This is a genomic window from Paenibacillus mellifer, assembly GCF_023195895.1.
GTDB classification, from domain to species: domain Bacteria; phylum Bacillota; class Bacilli; order Paenibacillales; family Paenibacillaceae; genus Fontibacillus; species Fontibacillus mellifer.
Genome location: NZ_JALPRK010000008.1, coordinates 16,120 through 37,512 on the forward strand (window position 1 = coordinate 16,120; position 21,393 = coordinate 37,512).

Annotated in this window: 22 protein-coding genes; 5 read left to right on the forward strand and 17 right to left on the reverse strand. The window is 54.3% G+C overall.

Annotated features, from left to right (window positions below; translation table 11 throughout):
• Entirely contained in the window at nt 1-1,413 is a 1,413-nt protein-coding gene (locus M0651_RS10535) for a serine hydrolase domain-containing protein (RefSeq protein WP_248551707.1), read from the forward strand.
• 259 nt (nt 1,414-1,672) lie between these two features.
• Here M0651_RS10535 and rnc read toward each other — a convergent pair whose 3' ends face one another.
• The 10 genes from rnc to M0651_RS10585 all read right to left on the reverse strand — a co-directional run bounded on the left by rnc (nt 1,673) and on the right by M0651_RS10585 (nt 9,525).
• Nucleotides 1,673-2,377, reverse strand: coding sequence for a ribonuclease III (rnc, locus tag M0651_RS10540; RefSeq protein ID WP_248551708.1), 705 nt, complete (start codon nt 2,375-2,377; stop codon nt 1,673-1,675).
• Between the two features lie 13 nt (nt 2,378-2,390).
• Nucleotides 2,391-3,629 carry a beta-ketoacyl-ACP synthase II gene (fabF, locus tag M0651_RS10545; RefSeq protein ID WP_248551709.1) on the reverse strand — a complete coding sequence of 413 codons (1,239 nt, stop codon included), beginning with the start codon at nt 3,627-3,629 and terminating at the stop codon, nt 2,391-2,393.
• A 129-nt stretch (nt 3,630-3,758) separates the two neighbouring features.
• On the reverse strand, nt 3,759-3,992 hold the full coding sequence (acpP, locus tag M0651_RS10550; RefSeq protein WP_018750834.1) for an acyl carrier protein: 234 nt from the start codon (nt 3,990-3,992) through the stop codon (nt 3,759-3,761).
• A 69-nt stretch (nt 3,993-4,061) separates the two neighbouring features.
• Nucleotides 4,062-4,811, reverse strand: coding sequence for a 3-oxoacyl-[acyl-carrier-protein] reductase (gene fabG, locus M0651_RS10555; RefSeq protein ID WP_248551710.1), 750 nt, complete (start codon nt 4,809-4,811; stop codon nt 4,062-4,064).
• A 137-nt stretch (nt 4,812-4,948) separates the two neighbouring features.
• Entirely contained in the window at nt 4,949-5,884 is a 936-nt protein-coding gene (fabD, locus tag M0651_RS10560) for an ACP S-malonyltransferase (protein WP_248551711.1), read from the reverse strand.
• A 77-nt stretch (nt 5,885-5,961) separates the two neighbouring features.
• The gene (locus tag M0651_RS10565; RefSeq protein WP_248551712.1) at nt 5,962-6,951 is read right to left on the reverse strand and encodes a beta-ketoacyl-ACP synthase III; all 990 of its coding nucleotides are present in this window, start codon (nt 6,949-6,951) and stop codon (nt 5,962-5,964) included.
• Between the two features lie 9 nt (nt 6,952-6,960).
• Nucleotides 6,961-7,947: a phosphate acyltransferase PlsX gene (gene plsX, locus M0651_RS10570; protein WP_248551713.1), complete on the reverse strand. Its 987-nt coding sequence runs from the start codon at nt 7,945-7,947 to the stop codon at nt 6,961-6,963.
• On the reverse strand, nt 7,931-8,527 hold the full coding sequence (fapR, locus tag M0651_RS10575) for a transcription factor FapR (RefSeq protein ID WP_248551714.1): 597 nt from the start codon (nt 8,525-8,527) through the stop codon (nt 7,931-7,933). The genes plsX and fapR overlap by 17 nt, the downstream gene beginning before the upstream one ends.
• Before the next feature lie 245 nt (nt 8,528-8,772).
• Complete coding sequence (gene rpmF / locus M0651_RS10580) at nt 8,773-8,946, reverse strand: 50S ribosomal protein L32 (RefSeq protein WP_009222962.1); 174 nt, start codon at nt 8,944-8,946, stop codon at nt 8,773-8,775.
• Nucleotides 8,947-9,003: 57 nt separating this feature from the next.
• The gene (locus M0651_RS10585) at nt 9,004-9,525 is read right to left on the reverse strand and encodes a YceD family protein (protein ID WP_248551715.1); all 522 of its coding nucleotides are present in this window, start codon (nt 9,523-9,525) and stop codon (nt 9,004-9,006) included.
• Between the two features lie 184 nt (nt 9,526-9,709).
• On the opposite strand from M0651_RS10585, the gene M0651_RS10590 reads away from it, so the two are divergent.
• Nucleotides 9,710-10,957, forward strand: coding sequence for a nucleotidyltransferase (locus M0651_RS10590; protein WP_248551716.1), 1,248 nt, complete (start codon nt 9,710-9,712; stop codon nt 10,955-10,957).
• On the opposite strand, the gene M0651_RS10595 is transcribed toward M0651_RS10590, so the two are convergent.
• The gene (locus M0651_RS10595; RefSeq protein WP_248551717.1) at nt 10,952-11,980 is read right to left on the reverse strand and encodes a SepM family pheromone-processing serine protease; all 1,029 of its coding nucleotides are present in this window, start codon (nt 11,978-11,980) and stop codon (nt 10,952-10,954) included. The genes M0651_RS10590 and M0651_RS10595 overlap by 6 nt on opposite strands.
• 183 nt (nt 11,981-12,163) lie before the next feature.
• Here M0651_RS10595 and M0651_RS10600 point away from each other — a divergent pair, with 183 nt between their 5' ends.
• Nucleotides 12,164-13,384, forward strand: a complete 1,221-nt coding sequence (locus M0651_RS10600) for a nucleoside recognition domain-containing protein (RefSeq protein WP_248551718.1) — start codon at nt 12,164-12,166, stop codon at nt 13,382-13,384.
• Between the two features lie 10 nt (nt 13,385-13,394).
• On the opposite strand, the gene coaD is transcribed toward M0651_RS10600, so the two are convergent.
• From coaD to M0651_RS10620, 4 genes are all read right to left on the reverse strand, one after another.
• Nucleotides 13,395-13,907 (reverse strand): pantetheine-phosphate adenylyltransferase, encoded by a 513-nt coding sequence (gene coaD / locus M0651_RS10605; protein WP_248551719.1) that lies wholly within the window; start codon nt 13,905-13,907, stop codon nt 13,395-13,397.
• Nucleotides 13,904-14,503 carry a 16S rRNA (guanine(966)-N(2))-methyltransferase RsmD gene (gene rsmD, locus M0651_RS10610; RefSeq protein WP_248551720.1) on the reverse strand — a complete coding sequence of 200 codons (600 nt, stop codon included), beginning with the start codon at nt 14,501-14,503 and terminating at the stop codon, nt 13,904-13,906. Before rsmD ends, coaD begins: the two co-directional genes overlap by 4 nt.
• Nucleotides 14,504-14,804: 301 nt before the next feature.
• Entirely contained in the window at nt 14,805-15,347 is a 543-nt protein-coding gene (locus tag M0651_RS10615; protein WP_248551721.1) for a hypothetical protein, read from the reverse strand.
• A 58-nt stretch (nt 15,348-15,405) separates the two neighbouring features.
• Nucleotides 15,406-16,119 (reverse strand): glycoside hydrolase family 73 protein, encoded by a 714-nt coding sequence (locus M0651_RS10620; RefSeq protein WP_248551722.1) that lies wholly within the window; start codon nt 16,117-16,119, stop codon nt 15,406-15,408.
• Nucleotides 16,120-16,274: 155 nt separating this feature from the next.
• Here M0651_RS10620 and M0651_RS10625 point away from each other — a divergent pair, with 155 nt between their 5' ends.
• Both M0651_RS10625 and M0651_RS10630 read left to right on the forward strand, forming a co-directional pair.
• The gene (locus M0651_RS10625) at nt 16,275-16,796 is read left to right on the forward strand and encodes a hypothetical protein (RefSeq protein WP_248551723.1); all 522 of its coding nucleotides are present in this window, start codon (nt 16,275-16,277) and stop codon (nt 16,794-16,796) included.
• Nucleotides 16,797-16,902: 106 nt separating this feature from the next.
• The gene (locus tag M0651_RS10630; protein ID WP_248551724.1) at nt 16,903-17,580 is read left to right on the forward strand and encodes a tetratricopeptide repeat protein; all 678 of its coding nucleotides are present in this window, start codon (nt 16,903-16,905) and stop codon (nt 17,578-17,580) included.
• 84 nt (nt 17,581-17,664) lie between these two features.
• On the opposite strand, the gene M0651_RS10635 is transcribed toward M0651_RS10630, so the two are convergent.
• On the reverse strand, nt 17,665-20,826 hold the full coding sequence (locus tag M0651_RS10635) for an MMPL family transporter (protein ID WP_248551725.1): 3,162 nt from the start codon (nt 20,824-20,826) through the stop codon (nt 17,665-17,667).
• Nucleotides 20,823-21,299: a MarR family winged helix-turn-helix transcriptional regulator gene (locus M0651_RS10640; RefSeq protein ID WP_248551726.1), complete on the reverse strand. Its 477-nt coding sequence runs from the start codon at nt 21,297-21,299 to the stop codon at nt 20,823-20,825. The genes M0651_RS10635 and M0651_RS10640 overlap by 4 nt, the downstream gene beginning before the upstream one ends.
• Nucleotides 21,300-21,393: the final 94 nt, after the last annotated feature.

A 21,393-nucleotide genomic window follows, 5' to 3' on the forward strand; every position in this document is an offset into this window, starting at 1 on the left:
ATGAGCACGAAGAAACATTCTCTCCTGACCGGCTTGCTGTTGGCGGTTGGCCTTGGAGCCGCTTCCCTGCTCGCGCCAGGTCTGTCGATGGCCGCTGCCCAGCAGACACAGGCGGTGACCTCCGCGAATGTAACGATCGGAGGACAAGTGATCGCTTGGGCCACTTCGCCGCAGATCTATCGCGGCGTAACCTATGTACCGCTGCGCGAAGCAGCCGAGCGCCTGGGAGCGGAAGTGAAGTGGAACTCCGCCAAACGCGCTGCCGAACTGCGAGTACACGGCGATACGATCCTGCACCGCACCGGGACGGACCTGTTCAGCGTTAACGGCGATCCGCTCCGGACGGGCGGGAGCTCGTTTGATCGCGGCGGCGTCACGCTGGTGCCTCTGCGGGCTTTGGCCGAGGTATTGCAGGCAGATGTCGGGGCCGTTGCATCCGGCGGGACGGTCAATGTCAGCTTGATGTCGGACGGGGTGACGATTCGTTCTTCCGAAACGGAGTTGGCGGATCGATATCTGATCGCTCAACAGTACTCCGGCATCACTTTGATCGCCAAGGGTGACCAAATCCTGCTCCGCAAAGGCTATGGATATGACGGAGAGAATCGCCTTGTCCGCGCAGACCGCAAATCGCGCCTTGGTTCTCTGACCAAGTCGTTTACGGCGGCGGCCGTGATGAAGCTGGCGGAAGAAGGCAAACTGAGGTTGGACGAACCGCTGGAATCGTATTTTCCCGGGTTTCCTGGTGGAGAGCGGATCACCGTTCACCTGCTGTTGTCCCACCTGTCGGGCATCAACCCCAACTTTCCGCGCGAAGCGAACTATTCCTTGCTGGATACGATCGAGGCCATCCGATCCAAACCGCTGCTGGTTGAACCGGGCAGCAAGTTCATCTACAGCAACAGCGGATATGTCGTGCTGGCGGGAATCATCGAGAAAGCGTCAGGGATGAGTTACGGGGAATATCTGAAGCAGAGCTTTTGGGAACCGCTGGGTTTATCCGGCACCGGGGAAGCAAAGCCCTCCGTACCGGTTATCCAGGGTTACGTCAGCGCCGGAGATCAGCTATGGGCACCGGCCGGCCCTTATATCTCCCAATCCGGCACCGGAACTTTGTATTCTACCGTCAACGATATGCTGACATGGATCGCCTCATTCGAAACGGAACGGGTGTTACGCAGTTCATCCATCACCCAAATGTTCACCTCCTATTCGGAGAAAAACTACGGTTACGGCTGGATGATCCGGCAAGAGAATGGAGGGACACGTGTCTTTCACAATGGAAGCGGCACCGGCTACGCCACCGGGATGTCCCGGGAGCTTGGCGGAGGGTACACCCTCATCCTGCTGGGCAATCACTCCGGGATGGACACGCTGACGTTGATGACGGAGCTTCGCAAACGGCTGCCTTAGTCGAAGAACCCGAGGGTGCCTAATGATAGAATGGTTGCAATGATTTTGTGCTAACGCTTGTCAGGAAGCTTATGGGGTCCAAAAACACGGAATTCCGGGGCTAACGCTGACCTCCGAGCTTATGGACATCCCCCCCCTTTGGTGTTCAAAGATCAGCGTTAGTGCTCCGCAGGAATACACTCATTCAAAAAAAAGGTCGTCCCACAGGGTCTGCAAGACCTTGGGGACGACCTACTTTTTGTTGAACTATCATTCAATATTAATTATCTGGCTGAGCGTCCTTAAGCAGCTCCAAGGCCACGGCCGCCGCCTGCTGCTCAGCTTCCTTCTTGGATCTGCCTGTTCCCTGACCGAGCGAACGCCCTTCCATGCAGACCTCCGCAACGAATTCGCGTTCATGCGCCGGCCCCCGTTCTTCGACGATCCGGTATTCCAACGCCCCCATGCCGTGATGCTGCGTAAGCTCCTGCAACTCCGTCTTGAAGTCACTGGTCGCCAGCTTACCGTTCAGGGTCAATTTAGGGAATACGTGGCGATGAAGGAACGCAGTGACGGCTTCCAGTCCCTGATCCAGATATAAAGCGCCGATAAAGGATTCGAATACGTCCGCAAGCAACGCCGGACGAGTTCGTCCTCCCGTCAGCTCCTCGCCTTTGCCCAGCAGGACGTAGTGTCCGAATTCCAGGCTTTCGGCGAATTTCACGAGCGACGGTTCGCAAACAATAGCCGCGCGCAGCTTGGTTAACTCGCCCTCAGGACGATCTGGAAATAACCGATATAAATGCTCCGAAACGGTCAACTCGAGTACGGCGTCGCCCAAAAATTCCAGGCGTTCGTTATCCTCATATTGACTGAAGCGATGCTCGTTCACGTATGACGCGTGGGTGAAGGCTTGTTTCAGAAGCTGCCGATTTTGGAATGCCAGTTCAAGTTTTTGCTGTAACTGCTTCAGATCTCCATTCACCAGACTTAACCCCTTACGCTTCGTATTTCTTCATAATGATCGTGGCGTTATGTCCGCCGAATCCAAATGAATTGGACATCGTAACGCGCACATCCGCACGTCTGGCTTCGTTCGGAACGTAGTCCAGATCGCATTCCGGATCCGGATGCTCCAGGTTGATCGTTGGCGGAATGACGCCATGCTGCAGTGTAAGTCCGCAAATAACGCCTTCTACCCCGCCAGCAGCTCCAAGTAAATGACCGGTCATCGATTTCGTCGAGCTGACGGCCACTTTATAGGCATGATCGCCAAGCGCACGCTTGATGGCAATCGTCTCCGAGCGGTCCCCGACCGGTGTCGAGGTGCCATGGGCGTTGATGTAATCCACTTCCTCCGGCGCGATGCCGGCATCGCGAATCGCCATCTTCATGCAGCGCTCCGGACCGTTCGGGTCCGGTTCTGTCATGTGATGGGCGTCCCCGCTCAAGCCGTAGCCAATAATTTCGCCGTAGATTTTGGCGCCGCGTTTCAACGCATGCTCCAGCGATTCCAGGATCAGAACGCCAGCGCCTTCGCCCATGACGAAGCCGTCGCGTTCCAGATCAAACGGCCGGCTGGCTTTTTCCGGTTCGTCGTTGCGAGTCGACATCGCCCGCATGGAACAGAACCCCGCCATACCGGTCGGACGGATCGTTGCTTCCGCGCCGCCGCAAATCATCACATCGGCATCACCCCGCTGGATGAGCTTGTACGAATCGCCAATGGAATGAGTTCCGGTCGCGCACGCAGTCACCGCCGTCGTGTTCGGACCCTTTGCCCCGAACAGGATGGATACATGGCCTGAGGCCATATTGGCAATCATCATAGGAATAAAAAATGGGCTGACACGTTTCGGACCTTTCTCCAGCAAAATGTTATGCTGGTCTTCCCAAGTTCCGAGACCGCCGATCCCCGAACCGATCATCACGCCTACCCGCTCCGGGTCGGCCTGCTCGGCAATATTAAGTCCGCTGTCATTCATTGCGTTAACCGCGGCAGCGGTTGCAAACTGCACGAAACGGTCCATTTTCCGCGCTTCCTTGCGATCGACATAATCCTCAGGATTAAAATCTTTCACGGAAGCCGCAATTTGCGTCGGGTATTCGCTGACGTCGAAAGCTTCGACTCTCGAAACACCGGATTTCCCCTGAATCAGGTTATTCCACAGCGTATCGAGGTCATGGCCCAGCGCCGTCACGAGCCCCATTCCCGTTACTACTACTCTATGTTTCAAACACACTCACCTCGTATGGACTTCATGTGTACTTATCATTCCTGGTTTAAAGCACGAATGCTTGTAGAGGGTAAAGATGAGGAGAAGTCCCGCCTGCTTAGTAGGAGGTACGGGACTTTGGGATGACAATTAGGTATGAGATTGTATGTAGTTTACAACTTCACCTACAGTCGTAATCTTCTCTGCATCTTCGTCGGAAATTTCCAGATCGAATTCATCTTCCAATTCCATAACCAATTCAACTACGTCAAGCGAATCCGCACCCAAGTCGTCTTTAAAAGACGCTTCTAGTGTCACTTCGGCTTCATCAGCGCCGAGGCGATCGACTACAATGCGTTTTACGCGATCCAATACATCGGACATCCGGTTCACCTCCTCTTTGGTATTATAAGAGATTTGAAGTTAAAATGCCATAGAAGCGAAAGGCGCGATTTACATATACATTCCGCCGTCCACGTGCAGCGTCTGTCCGGTCATATAGGCCGCGCTGTCCGAAGCGAGGAACAGAACCACGCTTGCGATTTCCTCCGGCTGTCCCAAACGGGCCAACGGGATATCCCCGAGCAGTTTCTGGCGATATTCCTCCGGAAGCTCGCCCGTCATGTCGGTATCGATAAACCCGGGAGCAACGCAGTTTACGGTGATCCCGCGCGAAGCCAGTTCACGGGCCGATGACTTCGTTAAGCCAATGACCCCGGCCTTCGCGGCGACATAGTTTGCCTGCCCCGCGTTGCCGAGTACACCAACTACGGAAGAGATGTTGATAATTCGTCCCGAGCGCTGCTTCATCATTGGACGAGTTACGGCTTTGATCCCGTTGAATACGCCCTTCAGGTTCGTCTCGATGACTTGGTCAAATTCTTCTTCCTTCATACGCATAATTAAATTATCTCTTGTAATTCCTGCGTTATTCACCAGAATATCAATCCGACCCCAAGCTTCGAGCACGGACTTCACCATTTCCTCGAACTGCTCGCTGCTGCCAACATGCGCTTTGGCGGCGTAAGCTTTCACACCAAGCGCCTCGATTTCGGAAACGACGCGGGCGGCAGCTTCCTCATTCCCCGCATAGTTGACGACAACGTCGGCTCCTGCCTCGGCCAATGCAAGCGCGATGCTGCGGCCGATTCCGCGGGAAGCCCCGGTCACCAAAGCGGTTTTACCTTGAAGAGGTTTGCTCAAACGGTTCAACTCCTTTCGCCTTATTTATGAAACACATTCAAATCAAACTCTGTCTTGCTTTAACATAATCTCATCGCCATTCCTTGAGCCATACGGCACCTTTGCGGCGAAGGTCTATCTTCGGCCTTCTCGGCCGGTTAAATTAAGGCTGCAGCCGTCTGTTCCAGGCTGTCCAGGCTGCTGACATTCAAGAGCCGCACGGATTTATCGATCTTCTTGATCAATCCGGTCAGCACGCTGCCGGGCCCGATCTCCACGAAAGTATCCACTCCCTGCGAGAGGAGCCAACCCACGCTATCCTCCCAAAGAACAGGGGAATAAACCTGGCGTACCAGCAAATCCTTGATCTCCGCTCCATGTTGCACCGGACGAGCCGTTACATTCGCCACAACCGGAATCTCAGCGTCGCGGAACGAGGCGGCGGACAACCGTTCGCCCAGCCGCTCAGCCGCCGTCTTCATGAGAGAGGAATGGAACGGTCCGCTCACCTCGAGCGGGATCGCCCGTTTGGCGCCGATCTCCTTCACCCGCTCAACAACAAGGGTAACCCCTTCTTGGTTTCCCGAAACTACGATCTGTCCCGGACAATTCACATTAGCCAGCTCAACCAGCGCACCGCCGGCAGTAATATCCGCACATAGCTGCGCAAGTGCTTCGCGTTCACCGCCGAGCACCGCAGCCATCGCGCCTTGTCCGCCGGGCACCGCCTGCTCCATGTATTCGCCGCGTGCTCGTACGAGCTTCACGGCATCCTCAAATCCCAAGACGCCAGCGGCTGTCAGTGCGCTGTACTCGCCTAAGCTATGGCCGGCGACGTAGTCCGGCTTGAAGCCTTTCGCCGCAAACGCCTCGTACAACGCTACGCTTGTCGTCAACAGCGCCGGCTGCGTATTGGCTGTTTGCTTCAGCTCGGTGTCCGGTCCTTCGAAGATCAAGCCGCTGAGCGAAAAGCCAAGCTGTTCATCGGCCGTTTCGAAACGCGCTCGCGCTGCCGGCAACGCATCATATATATCCTTGCCCATTCCTACGCTTTGGGAACCCTGTCCCGGAAAAACAAACGCGATTTTGCCCATCCTGTGCACTCCCTATCGTAAAAAATCAGGTTGATCGCCCTACACACGGCAGCGGGTGGCTCCCTCGAAAGCGCATCTTACCACACCAGCACAGACGCCCCCCAGGTTAATCCACCCCCGAAGCCGACCAGCAGGATGGTGTCGCCTTCCTTCATCCGGCCATCCTCCGCCGCTTCCACCAGTGCCAGCGGGATAGAAGCTGCCGATGTATTCGCGTATTTATCCACGTTGATGACGCATTTGTCCTCCGGCAAGTCCAAGCGCTGCATGGCCGATTGGATGATACGGATGTTCGCCTGATGAGGGACGAATAAATCAATGTCTTCTTTGCTCTTCCCGGCTTTGCGGAGCACTTCCTCAGTTGCCGAGCCCATCACGCGGACGGCAAATTTGAATACCTCGCGCCCGTTCATGTAGATATAATGCTTGCGGTCCGCTACAGTAGCTTCCGAAGCCGGTAACCGTGAACCGCCTGCCTCCAGCTTCAGCAATTCGCCGCCGGCACCTTCCGCGCCGAGATCAAAGGACAAGAATCCACGACCTTCCGGTACCTCTCCAATGATGACGGCCCCTGCTCCGTCCCCAAACAACACGCAGGTGTTCCGGTCCGAATAATCCGTGATTCGGGACAACGTGTCCGCCCCAATCACCAGCGCGTTCCGGTACATCCCCGTTTGGATAAACCCATTCGCCGTCGCCATTCCATACACGAACCCCGAGCAGGCGGCGGACAAATCGAAAGCCGCAGCTTTTTTCGCGCCTAGCTTATCCTGCAAGATGCAAGCCGTCGACGGAAATGCCGAATCCGGCGTTACGGTGGCTACGATAATCAGATCCAGCTCATCCGCCGTAAGACCAGCAGACTTTAAGGCACGAACAGCCGCTTCATAAGCCAGATCGGAGGTTGCTTGCTCCGGAGCGGCGATATGCCGTTCTTTGATCCCCGTACGAGAAACGATCCACTCGTCGTTCGTATCCACCATTTTTTCCAAATCGGCATTCGTCAACACTTTTTCCGGCACGTATTTCCCGGTACCGATAATCCCTACCGAACGTAAATTATTCACTCTCGTCACTCACTTCCCGCTGATTTCCCGTGCTATGCTCTCCGTCAGTTGGCTTTGGAGCGCCGTCCGCGCTTGGCGAACGGCATTCTTGATCGCGCCGCCGTCCGAGGACCCGTGCCCTTTTACGACCAGACCGCTAAGGCCTAGAAGGGGGGCGCCGCCATGTTCTTTATAATCCAGCGTCTTCTTCAAACCGCGCAGCGACGGCATCAGTACAGCCGCGGCCAGCTTGTTCTTCAGAGATTTGGAGAATTCCTTCTTCAGAATCGAAAACATCGTGCCCGCCGTGCCTTCCAGCGATTTCAGCAAAATGTTACCGGCAAAGCCGTCGCACACGAGTACATCGCAGGCACCGGTCAGAATATCCCGGGCCTCCACGTTTCCGACGAAATGAATCGGCAGTGTCTCGAGCAGTGGATAAGCCGCTTTAGTCAACTCATTCCCCTTCATCGCTTCCGTGCCGACATTCAACAATCCGACTCGCGGTTTCGCGATCCCGTGCACCTTTTCCCGGTAAATGCTGCCCATAAGCGCATATTGCGCCAGATGCTCCGGCTTGGCATCCATATTAGCGCCGAGATCGAGCGCAAGTACCCCGCGATCGTCGACCGTCGGGATCATCGGTGCCAACGCCGGCCGTTCGATCCCTTCCATCCGTCCGACTACCAGCAGTCCCGTTGTCATCAATGCTCCGGTGTTGCCGGCGGAGATCATCGCCTCGGCTTCTCCTTCGCGAACAAGACGGCCGGCCACGACCATGGATGCGTCCTTTTTGCGGCGTACAGCCTTAACCGGTTCATCCTCCGCATCAATCACCTCGGATGCGTGTTGAATCCGTAAATTCGCCGGAGCGCCTTGCAGCATCGGCGCAAGCACCTGCTCGTCGCCGACCAGAATGATTTCGGTGTCGCCCCATTCCTTGGCTGCGGCCAACGCGCCTTCGACCGTGCTTTGCGGCGCGTGGTCCCCGCCCATGGCATCAATGGCGATTCTCATGCTGACTTCCTCCTTCTGGATTGTCGTCTCCGGTGGACCGGTAGATGACGAAATTCCCCTGGAATACCATTTCTTCGCCTACGTAGGTAAACACCTCGACCTTAGCTTTACCTTTCTGGCCGGAGCTTGGCCTTACGTAAGCTTTCGCAATACACTTCTCCCCTAGATGAACCGATCGGACAAACCGGATATCCGCGGAGAACGTCAAAGCGATTTCATCGTTGATTACGGCCACGGCCAAGGAGTTGGCCTGTGCAAACACGTGATGTCCACGGGCGATCCCCGTTCGGGAGAACACGTGCTCCTCGCGGATTTCAAAAATGGAGATCCCACTCTTGTCCAATTGCAAATCGACGATTTCCCCAATGACCTCATGCAGCGGCAAGGAACGAACCTGGTCGTAGGATCGTTCGGCCATCAGCTTCATCCGTTCCCGAAGCTCGGGGATGCCCAGCTCCATCCGGTCAAGCCGGATCGTCTGAATACTGACCTTCAGCTGACGAGTCAGCTCCTGGTCCGTAATAAACGGATTGGCTTCTATCATTTGGACGAGTTGCTGCTGCCTCGCCCGCTTCGGCAATCGTTCGATGGGTATCCCCCCCTGAAGATTAAACAAACCATGACGTACTATCTATAGATCAACGATTCTTTATATGTAAATTTAGCGAAGTTCTTTAGAACCTGGTACTAAAAAGTAGTATAAAGCATCCTGCCCCAAAAGAAAAGCGAAATCACCATAAACCTTTAGTGAAGCTAGGCCGAAGAAGGCAAAAAAAATAGCACCTCATCGAAATGAAGTACTACTTTGAGTTGGGCGCCTAAAGCTTATTGGCCGATAATTTCTCTCGATTTGTATGTTCCGCAAACTTTGCATACGTGGTGAGCAAGCTTCAATTCTCCGCATTGTTCACATTTTACCATGCCCGGCACAGCCAATTTGAAATGCGTGCGGCGTTTGTCGCGGCGCGTTTTGGACGTTCTCCGTTGAGGTACTGCCATGGTTCCCACCTCCTTATCAAGTCAACCCTAACCGTGGCTTATTCCTTGTTTACTTGCTTATTTTTTGAAAAAATCGCCGAGCGCTGCGAGCCGCGGGTCGATTACTTCCCTGTTGCAGCCGCATTCCTGTTCGTTCAGATCAGCCCCGCAATTCGGGCAAAGCCCTTTACAGGATTCCTGACACAGAGCGGCATACGGAAGGTGAAGCAACAGCGTTTCTTCCACATACGGCACCAAATCGACTTTGTCGTCGGCGACATATTGCAAGTCATCGTCTTCGTCCTGCGTCTGCATGTCCGTCTCGGGAGCCTCGCCTTGTTTGAAGCTTTCTGCAAATTCCGCTTGTACGACCTGTTTCAAAGGCTTCAAACACCGAGAACAGGTCATATCGAGCTCCGCCGTCAGCTTGCCCTTGACTTCGACTACGTCTCCGCCAACAGCTTCCGCCTGCAAATCAACTTGCAGTGGACCCATTGCGAGAATGTCCTTGCGACCTTTAACAACACGGCTCACGTCCAAGCTCTGATAAATCTTCACCGGAGCTTCAGACGAGGTCACCTGACGCAAATTGATATACATCAGCATCACTCCAAACAAACAAAAATTATTATACCGATTTTAAGTAAGTTTTGTCAACAATAAAGCTATTCTTTCAGTGAAAACACCGCTGCCGGCTCCATCCTTGTAGCTCCGCTATCATTTCATGGTATATTCATAGGTGAAGAATCCACCCCAATCCCTGGAAAACAAGGAGTAGAACCCTTTGAATATCGTTGGTATTATTGTCGAATATAATCCGCTGCATAACGGTCACGCTCATCATTTCGCCGAAGCCAAACGGCTAGCCGGCGCCGATGCGGTAGTCGCTGTCATGAGCGGCGATTTCCTGCAGCGCGGCGAGCCGGCACTCGTCGACAAGTGGGCGCGGGCGGAGATGGCTCTCCGCCTCGGAGTTGACGTCGTGCTGGAGCTGCCGGTCGCTTACGCGGTCCAGCCGGCGGAGTGGTTCGCCTACGGCGCCGTGGCCTTGCTGGATGCGACGGGGGTCACGACGCATCTGTGCTTCGGCAGTGAAGCCGGCGCGCTTACGGCGCTGCTGCCGCTGGCCGAGCGGCTGGCCGCCGAACCGCAGGCGCTGCGGGCGGCCCTCGCGGAGGAGCTCGCCACCGGGGCGAGCTACCCCGCGGCCTACGCCGCCGCAGCCGCACGCACGCTCGGCGGCGACGCCGCCGCAGCGCGATCGCTATTGGAGCAGCCCAACAACAGTTTGGGGCTGCACTACCTGATCGCGCTGCGGCGGCTTCGCAGCGGCATCGCGCCGGCCACCGTCCAGCGCCGGGCCGCAGGTCACGGCGATGTAGCGCCGAAGGATGCAAGCATCGCCAGCGCCACCGCCGTGCGGCGGCTGATCGCCGGCGGCGGCCGCGCCGCAGCCGCGCCGTATCTCCCGCCGTACACGGCGGAGATCCTCACCCGCGAGTTCGCGGCGGGCCGCGGGCCCGTGACGTGGGAGAGCTTGGCCGCGCCGCTCTTCCATCAGCTGCTCCTGGCCGCGCCGGAGCAGCTCGCCGCCCTTCACGAGGTGACGGAAGGACTGGAACACCGGATCAAAAAAACGCTGCCCCGCCTATCCCAACCTACGGTTACCGAGCTATTGGGACAACTCAAAACTAAACGCTATACCCATACGAAGCTGCAACGTATGCTTCTGCATATTCTCCTGCAACACCCCCGCGAGTTGTTGACACCCGAGGCGTTGGCTCAGGGCCCGGGTTATCTGCGGGTGCTTGGCTTCAGCGAAGCCGGACAGCAGCTGCTAAAGAAGATGAAGCAAACGGCACGGCTGCCGATCATCACAAGGGCCGCTGAGCTCGATCATCCGCAACTGGCCCTCGATATTCGGGCTGCAGCCGCTTATGCCAACGCGATGCCTCAGCGCCAAACGGAGGAGTTGCTGCGCGAATACCGTCAGGCGCCTCTACGTATAGAAGACGACCGCCCTAGATCATGATGCTTTCGGCTCCAGCGTAGCCAAATAGTCCAGGGCGTCGTCCAGCTTTTTCACCGGTACCAGCTTCATTTTCGAACCGATTTCCTCCGCTTTCGCTTTGGCGTCTTTATAGTTTGCCTCCGGCACGAAAAATATTTCCGCCTTCTCCCGGTCCGAAGCCACAATCTTAAACTGGACCCCGCCGATCGCCCCAACCGTCCTATCCTCCGCAATCGTGCCGGTACCGGCCACTCGGTAGCCATGACTCAGATCGCCCGGAGTCAGCTGATTGTAGATCTCGAGCGTAAACATGAGGCCGGCTGAAGGGCCGCCAATACGCGTGTCTACAAACTGCACTTCCTTGGCTTTATCGGCCGCTTGTACCTTACGGAGTTCGCCCACCGTCACGCCCAAGCCTGCTTTACGTCCTCCGTCGGCCGTTTTAATCTCCACGAGTTCCACCTCTTGGTCCACGGCTTTGCCGTTACGCTCCAGTTGGAGTTTCACTCGATCCCCCGGTTGATTGTCTTGAAGCAGGACGCCAAGATCCTCAAATTGCTTCACCGGCTGACCGTTCACTTTCCGAATGATATCCCCGGGATGGAAATCCCCTTTCGGCTGGCTTTCCTTGGATAAGCCGACGATAAATACGTACTCCGAGACGACGTCGTATTTAACGCCCGCCTTGTTATACGCGGCCAAGATTGCATTCGACTGAGAGCTGCTCATATAATAGCGCTGCTGAGTTTCGTATTCCTCATCATTTCGGTCCGGTTCCTTGCGGACGATTTCGGCATGTTTGTTGAAACGCGCAGTCGCCAGCATCCAAACGTTGGCATAACTAACCGAAACCGTTGTCAACATAAACGTTCCTTTTTCCTCCGAATCCCCTGACTTAATCGAGACCATTGGTTTGATTTCCTCCGCCGTCCCCGGTTGATTGATCATGTACGGGGTTGACATGTAGACAACGACATAAACAATCACCGCGAGGGTCAGGACGTACAGCCCCGATTTGATCGCTTTGGCTCTGGATTGCCGCATCCGGTTCTCCTCCCTTCCTGTACAGCGGCGTAAGAACCCTCGTCTTCCGTCCGCATTCGTCTTAATGCGATGCTTCGCTCCATGAAACCGGTAGTCTGTCCTTAGCGCCTGATGCATAGCATGTATTATGCGCTGAATTGCTATCGGTCTTTATCTAATGACAAAGAAGGTGGATCTATACATATGAATTTCCGACGTTTGGCCGACAGCCCGTTGTCCACGTTGTTGACCGGTTTATTAGCCGTTTTGGTCGTCATCTGTGTCGTTTATGCCCCGGGCGAAGCTTTTAAAGCCTCCGGCGAGGGCCTAGCCATCTGGTGGCGGATCGTCTTCCCGGCTCTGCTCCCGTTCGTCGTCCTGTCGCAAATGCTGCTGGCCGCCGGGTTCGCCCACGGATTAGGCACGCTGCTTGACCCCTTCACCCGCCGTGTCCTGGGATTGCCCGGCTCCTTCGGGTGGGTACTGCCGCTGGGGATGACCGCCGGCTTTCCTGCTGCGGCCGAAGCGGCGGCCACACTATATAAGCAAGGCAAAGTAACCGCAAGAGAGGCCGAGCGGCTCGCGTCTGCAGCCCATTTCTGCAGCCCGATGCTGCTCGTCGTAGTGATCGGCTCAGGCTTCGTGGGACGACCCGAGTTCGGCCTGCTCCTGTTGGCCGTGCACTGGGCTGCAGGTTTGGCTGCCGGCCTCACACTGCATTTCGTATTCCCTGACCGTTCTGCTTCCAGTACGCCTGCGGCAGCGAGATCTACAACCAGGCCGCATATTCCCTTGCTGCGTCTCGCCGTACGTAACATGGAAGAAGCTCGCCGTGAGGACGGCCGAAGCTTTGGCAAACTGCTTGGCGACTCGGTGGCCTCTGGTGTCCAAACTCTGATGATCACTGGGGGATATATGCTTATTTTTGCGGTCGTCATTCACGTTATTCTGCTGGCCCTCCCCGACCAGGCTTTTGCGGTTGCCGTAAAAAGCGCAATGGAGATCCATTTGGGCTCCTATGCGATTTCCGGATTGGCACCCTCTCTTCCACCGGCACTTACCGCATCTCTGCTCGGAGCGGCGCTGGGGTGGAGCGGCTTGTGCGCTTATCTGCAGGTGCGAGCTATCCTCGGCCCAGCCGGTATCGGCGAACGGTCGTTTCTGCTCAACCGCCTGCTGCATGCCGCCTACGCTTATGTTCTCACCTTGATGTTATGGAAACCGTTCACCCGCTGGATTCCAGGTGTGCTTCCGGCCTTTGGCGGCGACGGATCGCCCCCTTTAGGAAACGACACCCCGGCCGCCACGCTGCCTAACTGGCAGCAGGCGTTCGGGGTGATGGAATGGCAGCTTTGGATGTTGACCCTGCTGATGTTCGGCTTGTTGTCCATCGCGCTTCTATGGCGGCGCCAAGACGAGCACTAAGCTTCGGTTCCTAGTTTGGCCCCAGCTTCTCCTTGAACTTCTCACGCATCGCCCTCTCTACCTCTGGCGGAACGAGATCGCTGACATCCCCATGGAAGCTGGCGATCTCCTTAACGACGCTAGAACTCAAATAAGAATATTTCGGGTGCGTCATCATGAAGATCGTCTCCACTTCGCTGTTCAGCTTGTGATTAGTAGAAGCCAGCTGCAGTTCATATTCGAAATCGGTCACGGAGCGTATGCCCCGGACGATGACATCGGCTTGTTTATAATCCATGTAATTGACCAAGAGATCCCGGAAGCTGTCAATTTCGACGTTCGGCAAATGACCGGTGACCTGTGTGAGCAGCTCCTTTCGCTCGTCGACCGTAAATAACGGCTTCTTGCTCAAATTATTCAGCACCGCCACGATCAGTCGATCAAATTGACGTGAGGCTCGCTGGATGATGTCCATATGTCCTTTCGTTACGGGATCAAAGCTGCCCGGATAAACCGCTACCCGCAGTTTCCGCTGTTCGTTCATGTTGTTCCTCCTCCTTGATCGTCGGTTTGAACCGCGTTCGGCTCGGAATCATAGGCATAAATCGAAACGGCGGTTTCCCCGTATTCCGCTTTGCGCAATTGCCGGAAAGGCCCAAATCGCTCAGGATAAGCATACGAGGATTCGTATTCGAGCACGACCGTCGCTTGCGGTGTCAACAGCCGCAGCTCGTCCATTTGCTCCATCAGCGCATCTCCATTCTTCATGCGGTAAGGCGGATCCAAGAACACGAGCTCGAATACCGCATCTCGTTTCGCAAGAGCTTTAAGTGCCCGCTCGGCATCATTCTTGTAGACCTCAGCCACAGCTTCAAATCCGGTTGCCTTCAAGTTCTGACGAACCGTCTCAATGCTCTTAAATTCCTTATCGATAAATACAGCCTTGTCCATGCCGCGGCTAAGCGCCTCGATCCCGAGACCTCCGGTGCCCGCAAACAAGTCCAGCGCGGCACCTCCGTCAAAGTACGGACCGATCATGCTGAATATCGCTTCTTTTACTTTGTCCGTCGTAGGCCTTGTCCCCATACCGGGAACGGCTTTGAGCGATCTGCCCCGGGCGCTGCCCGAAATGACTCTCATCGATTTGTTCACACACCTTTAATATGCCTGGAAAATTCCTGTCGATATCGTACCATAATCCGCCTTGGAATGAAAAACGAAAAAAATCATACAAAATTTTGCGGACCCGAGGTATAAAACCCCCTTGCCCGGACAAACTTAGATTATCGACATCACAAATGTCGTAGACAACCGCGGAGAAGACTTACGTTTCCCCATAAGCTCTTCGTCCGGTTTCTCCTCTCCCATGATGGGCGTCCCGCAAGGGATGCCCGGACAAAAGCCCTTGTAGCGTTTTACTACGAGGGCTTTTGTCCTTTTTTTATTTGAACCCTTGCTTGGCCAAGTAACTATCTTTCAGCTCCTGCCGCAGGCTGTTCGATTCTTCTCTGGAAGAGGCCGGTGTAACCAGCCAAACTTCCGCTTCGGGGAACTGCTGATTCCTAAGCTCGGGAGGAAGGTCCGACTGGGGAAAGGACCACGCCAAGCGCTCCAAATCCCTATCAAAATATATTTGCCCGTGATGATTGATTTCCTTACCCACAAACTGAGTCGAAGAATATCCGTTATCCAAAATCATATCCGAATAGGCTTGCCCGTTAACCTCCACCGTACCTCTAAATTGATCGTCTCCCTGATCGTAGTAGCCGTCCAGAGAAATTCGAACCGGCGGGCTGTACGTCGGATCTTCCTCCAACCAAGCCACTCCCTCAAGGGTTTTCGTCATTTTAACCGGAGATACGTTCTCGATATACCACCACGTATATATCGCCGCCAGCAGGATGAGCCCGACCGCTGCGGTAAACCCTAAGCTCTTGCGAATCGAAATCCCTCCTCGCGGAAGTACCTTTATCTTCCAACCCATCGTACCACCGGAAAAACTTGAATACAACCAAATGGTGATGCCCATTTTGTCCCAGACCCTACGACTTCTCCTTCTTATCAAACAACCCTCGCCGGTGCATCACAGTGATGATCCGGTAGAAGTCAACGCTGCCCTGCTCCGGGTTTTGCAGCAAAGGCTTATCCTTGCTGTAATTCACGGCCGCATTTACCGCTTCCTTAGCCCAATCAGGAATACCTGGCCGAGTCCATTTCTCCAGATCGGCGATCTGTTTCGCCTGGGCAAGAACCGTTTCCTGAAGCGCTTCGAATTGCTTCCTTTCCTCCGTCGTCATCGGTTTGTCCCCCTTCGCTTCATCATATTGAGTCAAGTTATAGGTATCCATCAAACGGATCAACTTGTTCGCATATTGCGGGTCTGAAGCGTATCCTGCTGCGGCAACTGCCCGAGCCGCTTCAGCCCCTGTCTGTCGAAGCACCCCGGTATAGCGTTTCGCCGATAATAATCGGGCATGGTCCGCAATGGAATCCGCCCAGGATGGGTACTTGCGGAAAGCCGCGTTTACCGTTACCGCTCTTCCACCCCGGTATTCAGTTGTAGGCAAAATCAAACTCCCCGACGGACCGCTGCCTTTGAGCCCAAATAGATTATTGCCTTCGGCGGCCAAACGACTAGCTCCCCAGTTCGATTCCAAAGCGGCTTGGGCAATCGTCAGCGAGGCCGGAACGCCGCTTTCCTCCGCGCTAGCGACGGCAAGTGGAGCGATTTTCTCTATAAACTCGTTTTTATCCATTCGCTTATCACCTCCACCTATAGTTTATGAACCCGTTCGGATGAGGGATTGGACCTTTACCTTCTCATCATCCGAAAGATGCATAGCCGAAAGTCCGGAGGGTACCCTAACAATGGTTTCACAACCTAACCTATCTTGAGGAGGATTTACATCTTATGTACAACAATGTCAGTCAACAAGTCCGTGAAATTGAACAAACGATGCGCCAATTGGAACAACAAACCCGCCAAGCTACAATGATGTACCAACAAATGCTGCAGCAGGAGCAGCAAAACGCGATGCAGCTGGAGGAACTCGCTCAACGCGAGCGCAGAGCCGTTCAAACGATTCAAACTGCCCTGCACGGCCATCAAACCGCAATGCAGCAGTTCCAACGGGTAGCTCAAATCGCCGGACAACTGGAACATAGTATGAACTCGATGTCCGGGATCGGGACCAGTTATACTCAACCCAACGTGGGTCAAACCTCCTATAGCACGCAAGGCATTGGCCAGAGCGGATTCAGCGGAGGCAGTATCGGAAACTTCGGATCGGCCATGAACAGCCACATCCCAAGCTCACCAAGCTCAAGTTCGTTTAGCCCCATCGGCTCCAGCTCTACAACTACTATGAGCTCGATGAACTCCCAAGGCGCTAGTTCTCTAGGATCTGCCAGTTCAATGCGCAGCTTCCAATAATATTCGTTTTCCACAGCCGCCTTACAGGCGGTTGTTCTCTTTTTCCCTCGTCCTCCTTACATTGTGATATAATTGGAAATTATGATGTCATGGGTGGAGGATTTAAATGAGTAAGGTATTCTTGTTTCTATTCTTATCTTGGCTGCTTGGCAATCCTTTTCTCGCCATTATTGTCCTGCTCCTCATCGTTTACTTCATCGATCGGCGTTATGTTGGATTATTCCCGAGCCTGAGCAAGCCATTGAAGCGCGGCCGCAGCATTTCTCGGTTTCGCCAGCAACTGGCCGCCAGTCCTTTCGACGTTTCCGCCAAACGCGAGCTTGCTCGCTTGCTGCTGGAACGCAAGAAGTATGCAGAGGCTCATCGGCTACTGGAGGAGGCCAAGGATGCCTCCGAGACGTCTGCGGAGTTTTGGGACGATCTGGGAACGGCTTGTATGGGACTCGGAAGAACCGAGGAAGGCGAGGCGCATATTTTGCATGCTCTAAGCTTGAATGAACGCGTCAAGTACGGACAACCTTATTTGCGGCTAGCTTCTGCCTTCCGTGAGCACGATCCCCAGAAAGCTCTGCAATACGCCGCCCGTTTCGGCGAGATCCAATCCTCTTCCAGCGAAGCTTATTATTTGCTAGGCAGCCTTTATCAATCGCTGGGCAGTAAAGAGGAAGCCAAGCGTGCATTTGACGAATCCATCGCCATCTATCGCTCCTTACCGAAATATAAGAAACGGCAAGAGCGGAGATGGGCGCTGCGCAGTTTCCTTAAGCGCGGGACGTTGGGTTAAGAGTTTGGTCCAAGCTGTTAAACACAAAGAACGCCGGCTTATCTCCTGTTGGAGAAGAAGCCGGCGTTCTTTTGAAATACGATTTTACAAATTTACGCTATTTCCTTGTTCGGTGTCTTTGCCGATACGGCGATGGAACGGCCACCAGTTGCCTTGCCCGAACATCTTCACCATAACCGGGATCAGGAACGGCAGGACGATTACCGAATACAACGCAAGACCGGAAAGCACCAGCGTGGCAATTTGCAGCATGGACATAACGCCGGACGGATACATCGACGCCATCGTGCCGCCGAGAATGATTGCCGCGGACAAAATAACCGTCCCCATGTTGCGCATCGAATGCAGGATGGCATCTCCAACGTTCCAGTCCTTATTCTCGTTGAAGCGGTCCATCAGGAAGATACTATAGTCAACGCCCAGCGCTACTAGCATAACGAAGCCGAAGAATGGCGTCGCCCAGCTCACACCGGAGTAACCGAAGATATCGACGAAGACCCATTCCGTAAACCCGATCGAGGCGTAGAACGTCAACACCAACGACAAGATCAGATACACCGGCATGACCAATGAACGAAGCAACAACACCAGGATAATAAAGATCCCCGCCAGCATCAGGATAACTGTACGTGTATAGTCATTGCCCGAGATCGTTTTGAGGTCGTTAAACGTACTGGATACGCCGCCGATCGCAACCTTGGCGTTCTCCAGCTGCGTTCCTTTGACTGCGGTTTGTACGGCGGATTCCACTGCACCGATCCGGTCGATAGCTTCCCGACCGTAAGGATTACTGGAGAAAACCACTTCCAGTTTCATGACTTTGCGGTCTTCGGACAGATACGTATCGAATACCTGAGTAATTTGTTCGTTCTCAAGCGCTTGCTGCGGAACGTACCAACCATCGAGTCCATTATCAGAGCTGCCGACTTCCGTCAAGTAATCCTTTGCGGTGTTCAAGCCGCCGGACACCTGCTCCAGGCCGTTTACACTCTGATCCAAGCCATCGGTCAATTGCGTGATTTGACCAGAGAACTGGCTGAACCCGGTTTGAATCTGTTCTTGGCCATTTTGAATTTGCGCCAGACCGGATTCAACTTCAGGCAGTTGACTGACAATCTTCCCTTGCCCGTCGGCTGCCTGTACGAGGCCCGATTGCAGCTTCGCCAAACCGGCGACGATCTGGTTCAGACCCCCGGCCAACTGTTTACCGCCTGCCGCCGCTTGAGCGTAACCTTGGTTGGCTTGATTCAAGCCTGTAGCTACTTGCCCCAGCTGTTGTTCCGCTTGCTGCAGTCCGGCCGTCAATTGACCTAAGCCTTTGCCGGTCTCCGTAACCGTACCGCGAATCGTTAAATAATCTTGATCCGCGGCCAATTCAGGGAACTTACCCTCCAGACTTGCGAACCGCGCGGTTAGTGCAGTTAACCCCTGAGAAGCCGTCCCCAATGGTTCACGAATTTGCGTGAGACCACCGCTCAGACCGGAGACGCCCTGAGCCAATTGCTGATACGATCCCAGCAATTGCTCATGAGCGTTCGCCAGGTCCTCAGCGCTTTTTTGCGCCTGTTGCAGCCCTTGCTTCAGCTCACCTGCGCCAACAGAACCCTCACGGATCCCTTTCTCGATCGCGGTTAGACCCCCGGACAGCTGAGTAATGCCGTCCTTCAGCTTGGCGGTACCGTCCACCAGCTTGCCAGTGCTATCCGCGGCTTCTTTAAGTTTCGGTGCGTTTTCGGACAACGCTTGGCTGGCTTCGGACAATCCGTTTTGGATTTTCCCCAGGCCTTCTCCGCCTTCGCCTAGCCCTTCACCCACGGTTTTCACCTGGTTACTCAGAGCGAAATCCTTGAGGACCTCGCCCGTTGGACGGCTCATGCCGCGAATGCTCGCTACTCCGTCCGTTTTCTCAACCTCCCGGCTGATCTTTTCGGATAACGCCATAAACTCCGCATTATCCATACGTTCGTCATTCTTGATGACGATCGTGGACGGAAGCGATTCGCCGGGTTCGAAACTCTCCGAAATGATGTTATAAGCCTTTACCGATTCGTATTCGTCGCCGATCTCCTCCATGCTGTTAAAGGAAACATTGCCGCTATAGGAGATCAGAAACGGAACCGTCACCGCGGCAACAATCAACAGCGCCGCCCATGGACGCTTCAAGGAGAAGGAACCAATCGCGCCCCAGAACCGGTTCTCCTTATGCTCCAGCGAACCGCGAACCGGCCAGAACAGCTTGGTTCCCAGCACGGCCATAAAGAACGGTACGATCGTAACCAAAGCCAAGAGCATGACCGCAATACCGACAGCAACTGCTACCGCCGAGCGGTATAACATAAATTGCGACAAGCCGATCGTCGAGAAGCCGACCAGGACCGCCAATCCGGAGAAGAACACCGTTTTCCCCGCCTTGCGGTACGTCTGGATAATCGCTTCCCATTTATCGTCCGTATGCTGCAGTTCCTCCTTAAATCGGCTGATCAGCAGTATACAATAGTCGGTCCCAATCCCGAACATGACCGCGACCATAAAGATCTGCGTATACGTCGAAATCGGGAAATGAACCGAATCCACCAGAAACGCAACGATGGATTGGGACACCAGATAACTAAGTCCGACGGTCAACAGCGGAATGAAAGGTGCTACCATCGAGCGGAAGACCACGAACAGGATCAAGAGAATAAAGATAACCGTAAAATATTCCGATTTCTTTAAGCCCTGCTCCGAGCTGACCACCATATCCTCATTGATCTGCTTTTGCCCGGTCAAATAATGCTCCACCTTGACCGAATCCAGGTTCTGGTGAATATCCTGTTCGATCTCCTTGAGCGGACGCTGCTCGTCGAACACGGACAAGGAGGTCAACACCGTCTTGCCGTCCTTCGAAATCAGCTTATCCTTCGCTTCCGGCGTACCGAACGGATCGGTTATCGAGGCGATGCCGATCTCTTCCATATGATCGCGAAGCGTGGTAATTCCTTGCTTAATCTCTTTCTGGTCGGCATCGTCGATGCCTTGCTTGTCATGAAAGACGAGGGCAATTTGTGTCTCTTTCGCTCCGCCTTTCATATCGGCTACTTCCTTCAAAATAGCGGAAGCTTCGGAGGAGGAGTACCCGTCCGGAACGGTAATTTCCCCATTTTCCCGTACCAAATCCGCCATCGAAGGCGCCGTTAACATCAATGTGGCCGCTAAAGCGATCCACAGCAGCAAGATCCACCATCTTGCCTTCAGTATGAATCTCATTTCCCTATACTCCCTTCGCCGATCAGTCTGGCTAATTTCTCAAAAGCGCTGATAAACCCTTCCACCTCGTCCGCATCGAAATGCACTAAATACGTCGAGACGGTACTCATGATTTGCCCCTGGACAACGTCGTAATTGTGTCTTCCCTGCTCCGTCATGGTCAAGTAAACGACACGGCGATCCTCTTCATCCCGGGTTCGGTGCAAGAACCCTTTATCGACCATCCGCGTGATCATGGCAGTGATGGAGCTTTTGCCTACTGCGAAAGTATCAGCCAGTTCCGTTGAGGTGCACCTGCCGCGGGGGGCGATATACTTCAAAATTTGAAATTGCTCCATGGTGATATCCTCTTGAATGATATCGCGGATTTGCCCGTTCAGTCGTTTGGTAACCTCGAAATAAGCGGCCATATAACGCTCGATCAGCTGCTTTGACTCCAGATTCACCTCCCGAATCCCCCCTGTCTTGAACATGAAACTCGTCCTGTTAGTTCTATAGTAAAATAGTTCGACAATGAAACTATAGGCGATTGCCCATCGAAAGTCAATTCTCTTTTTGATGAAATGA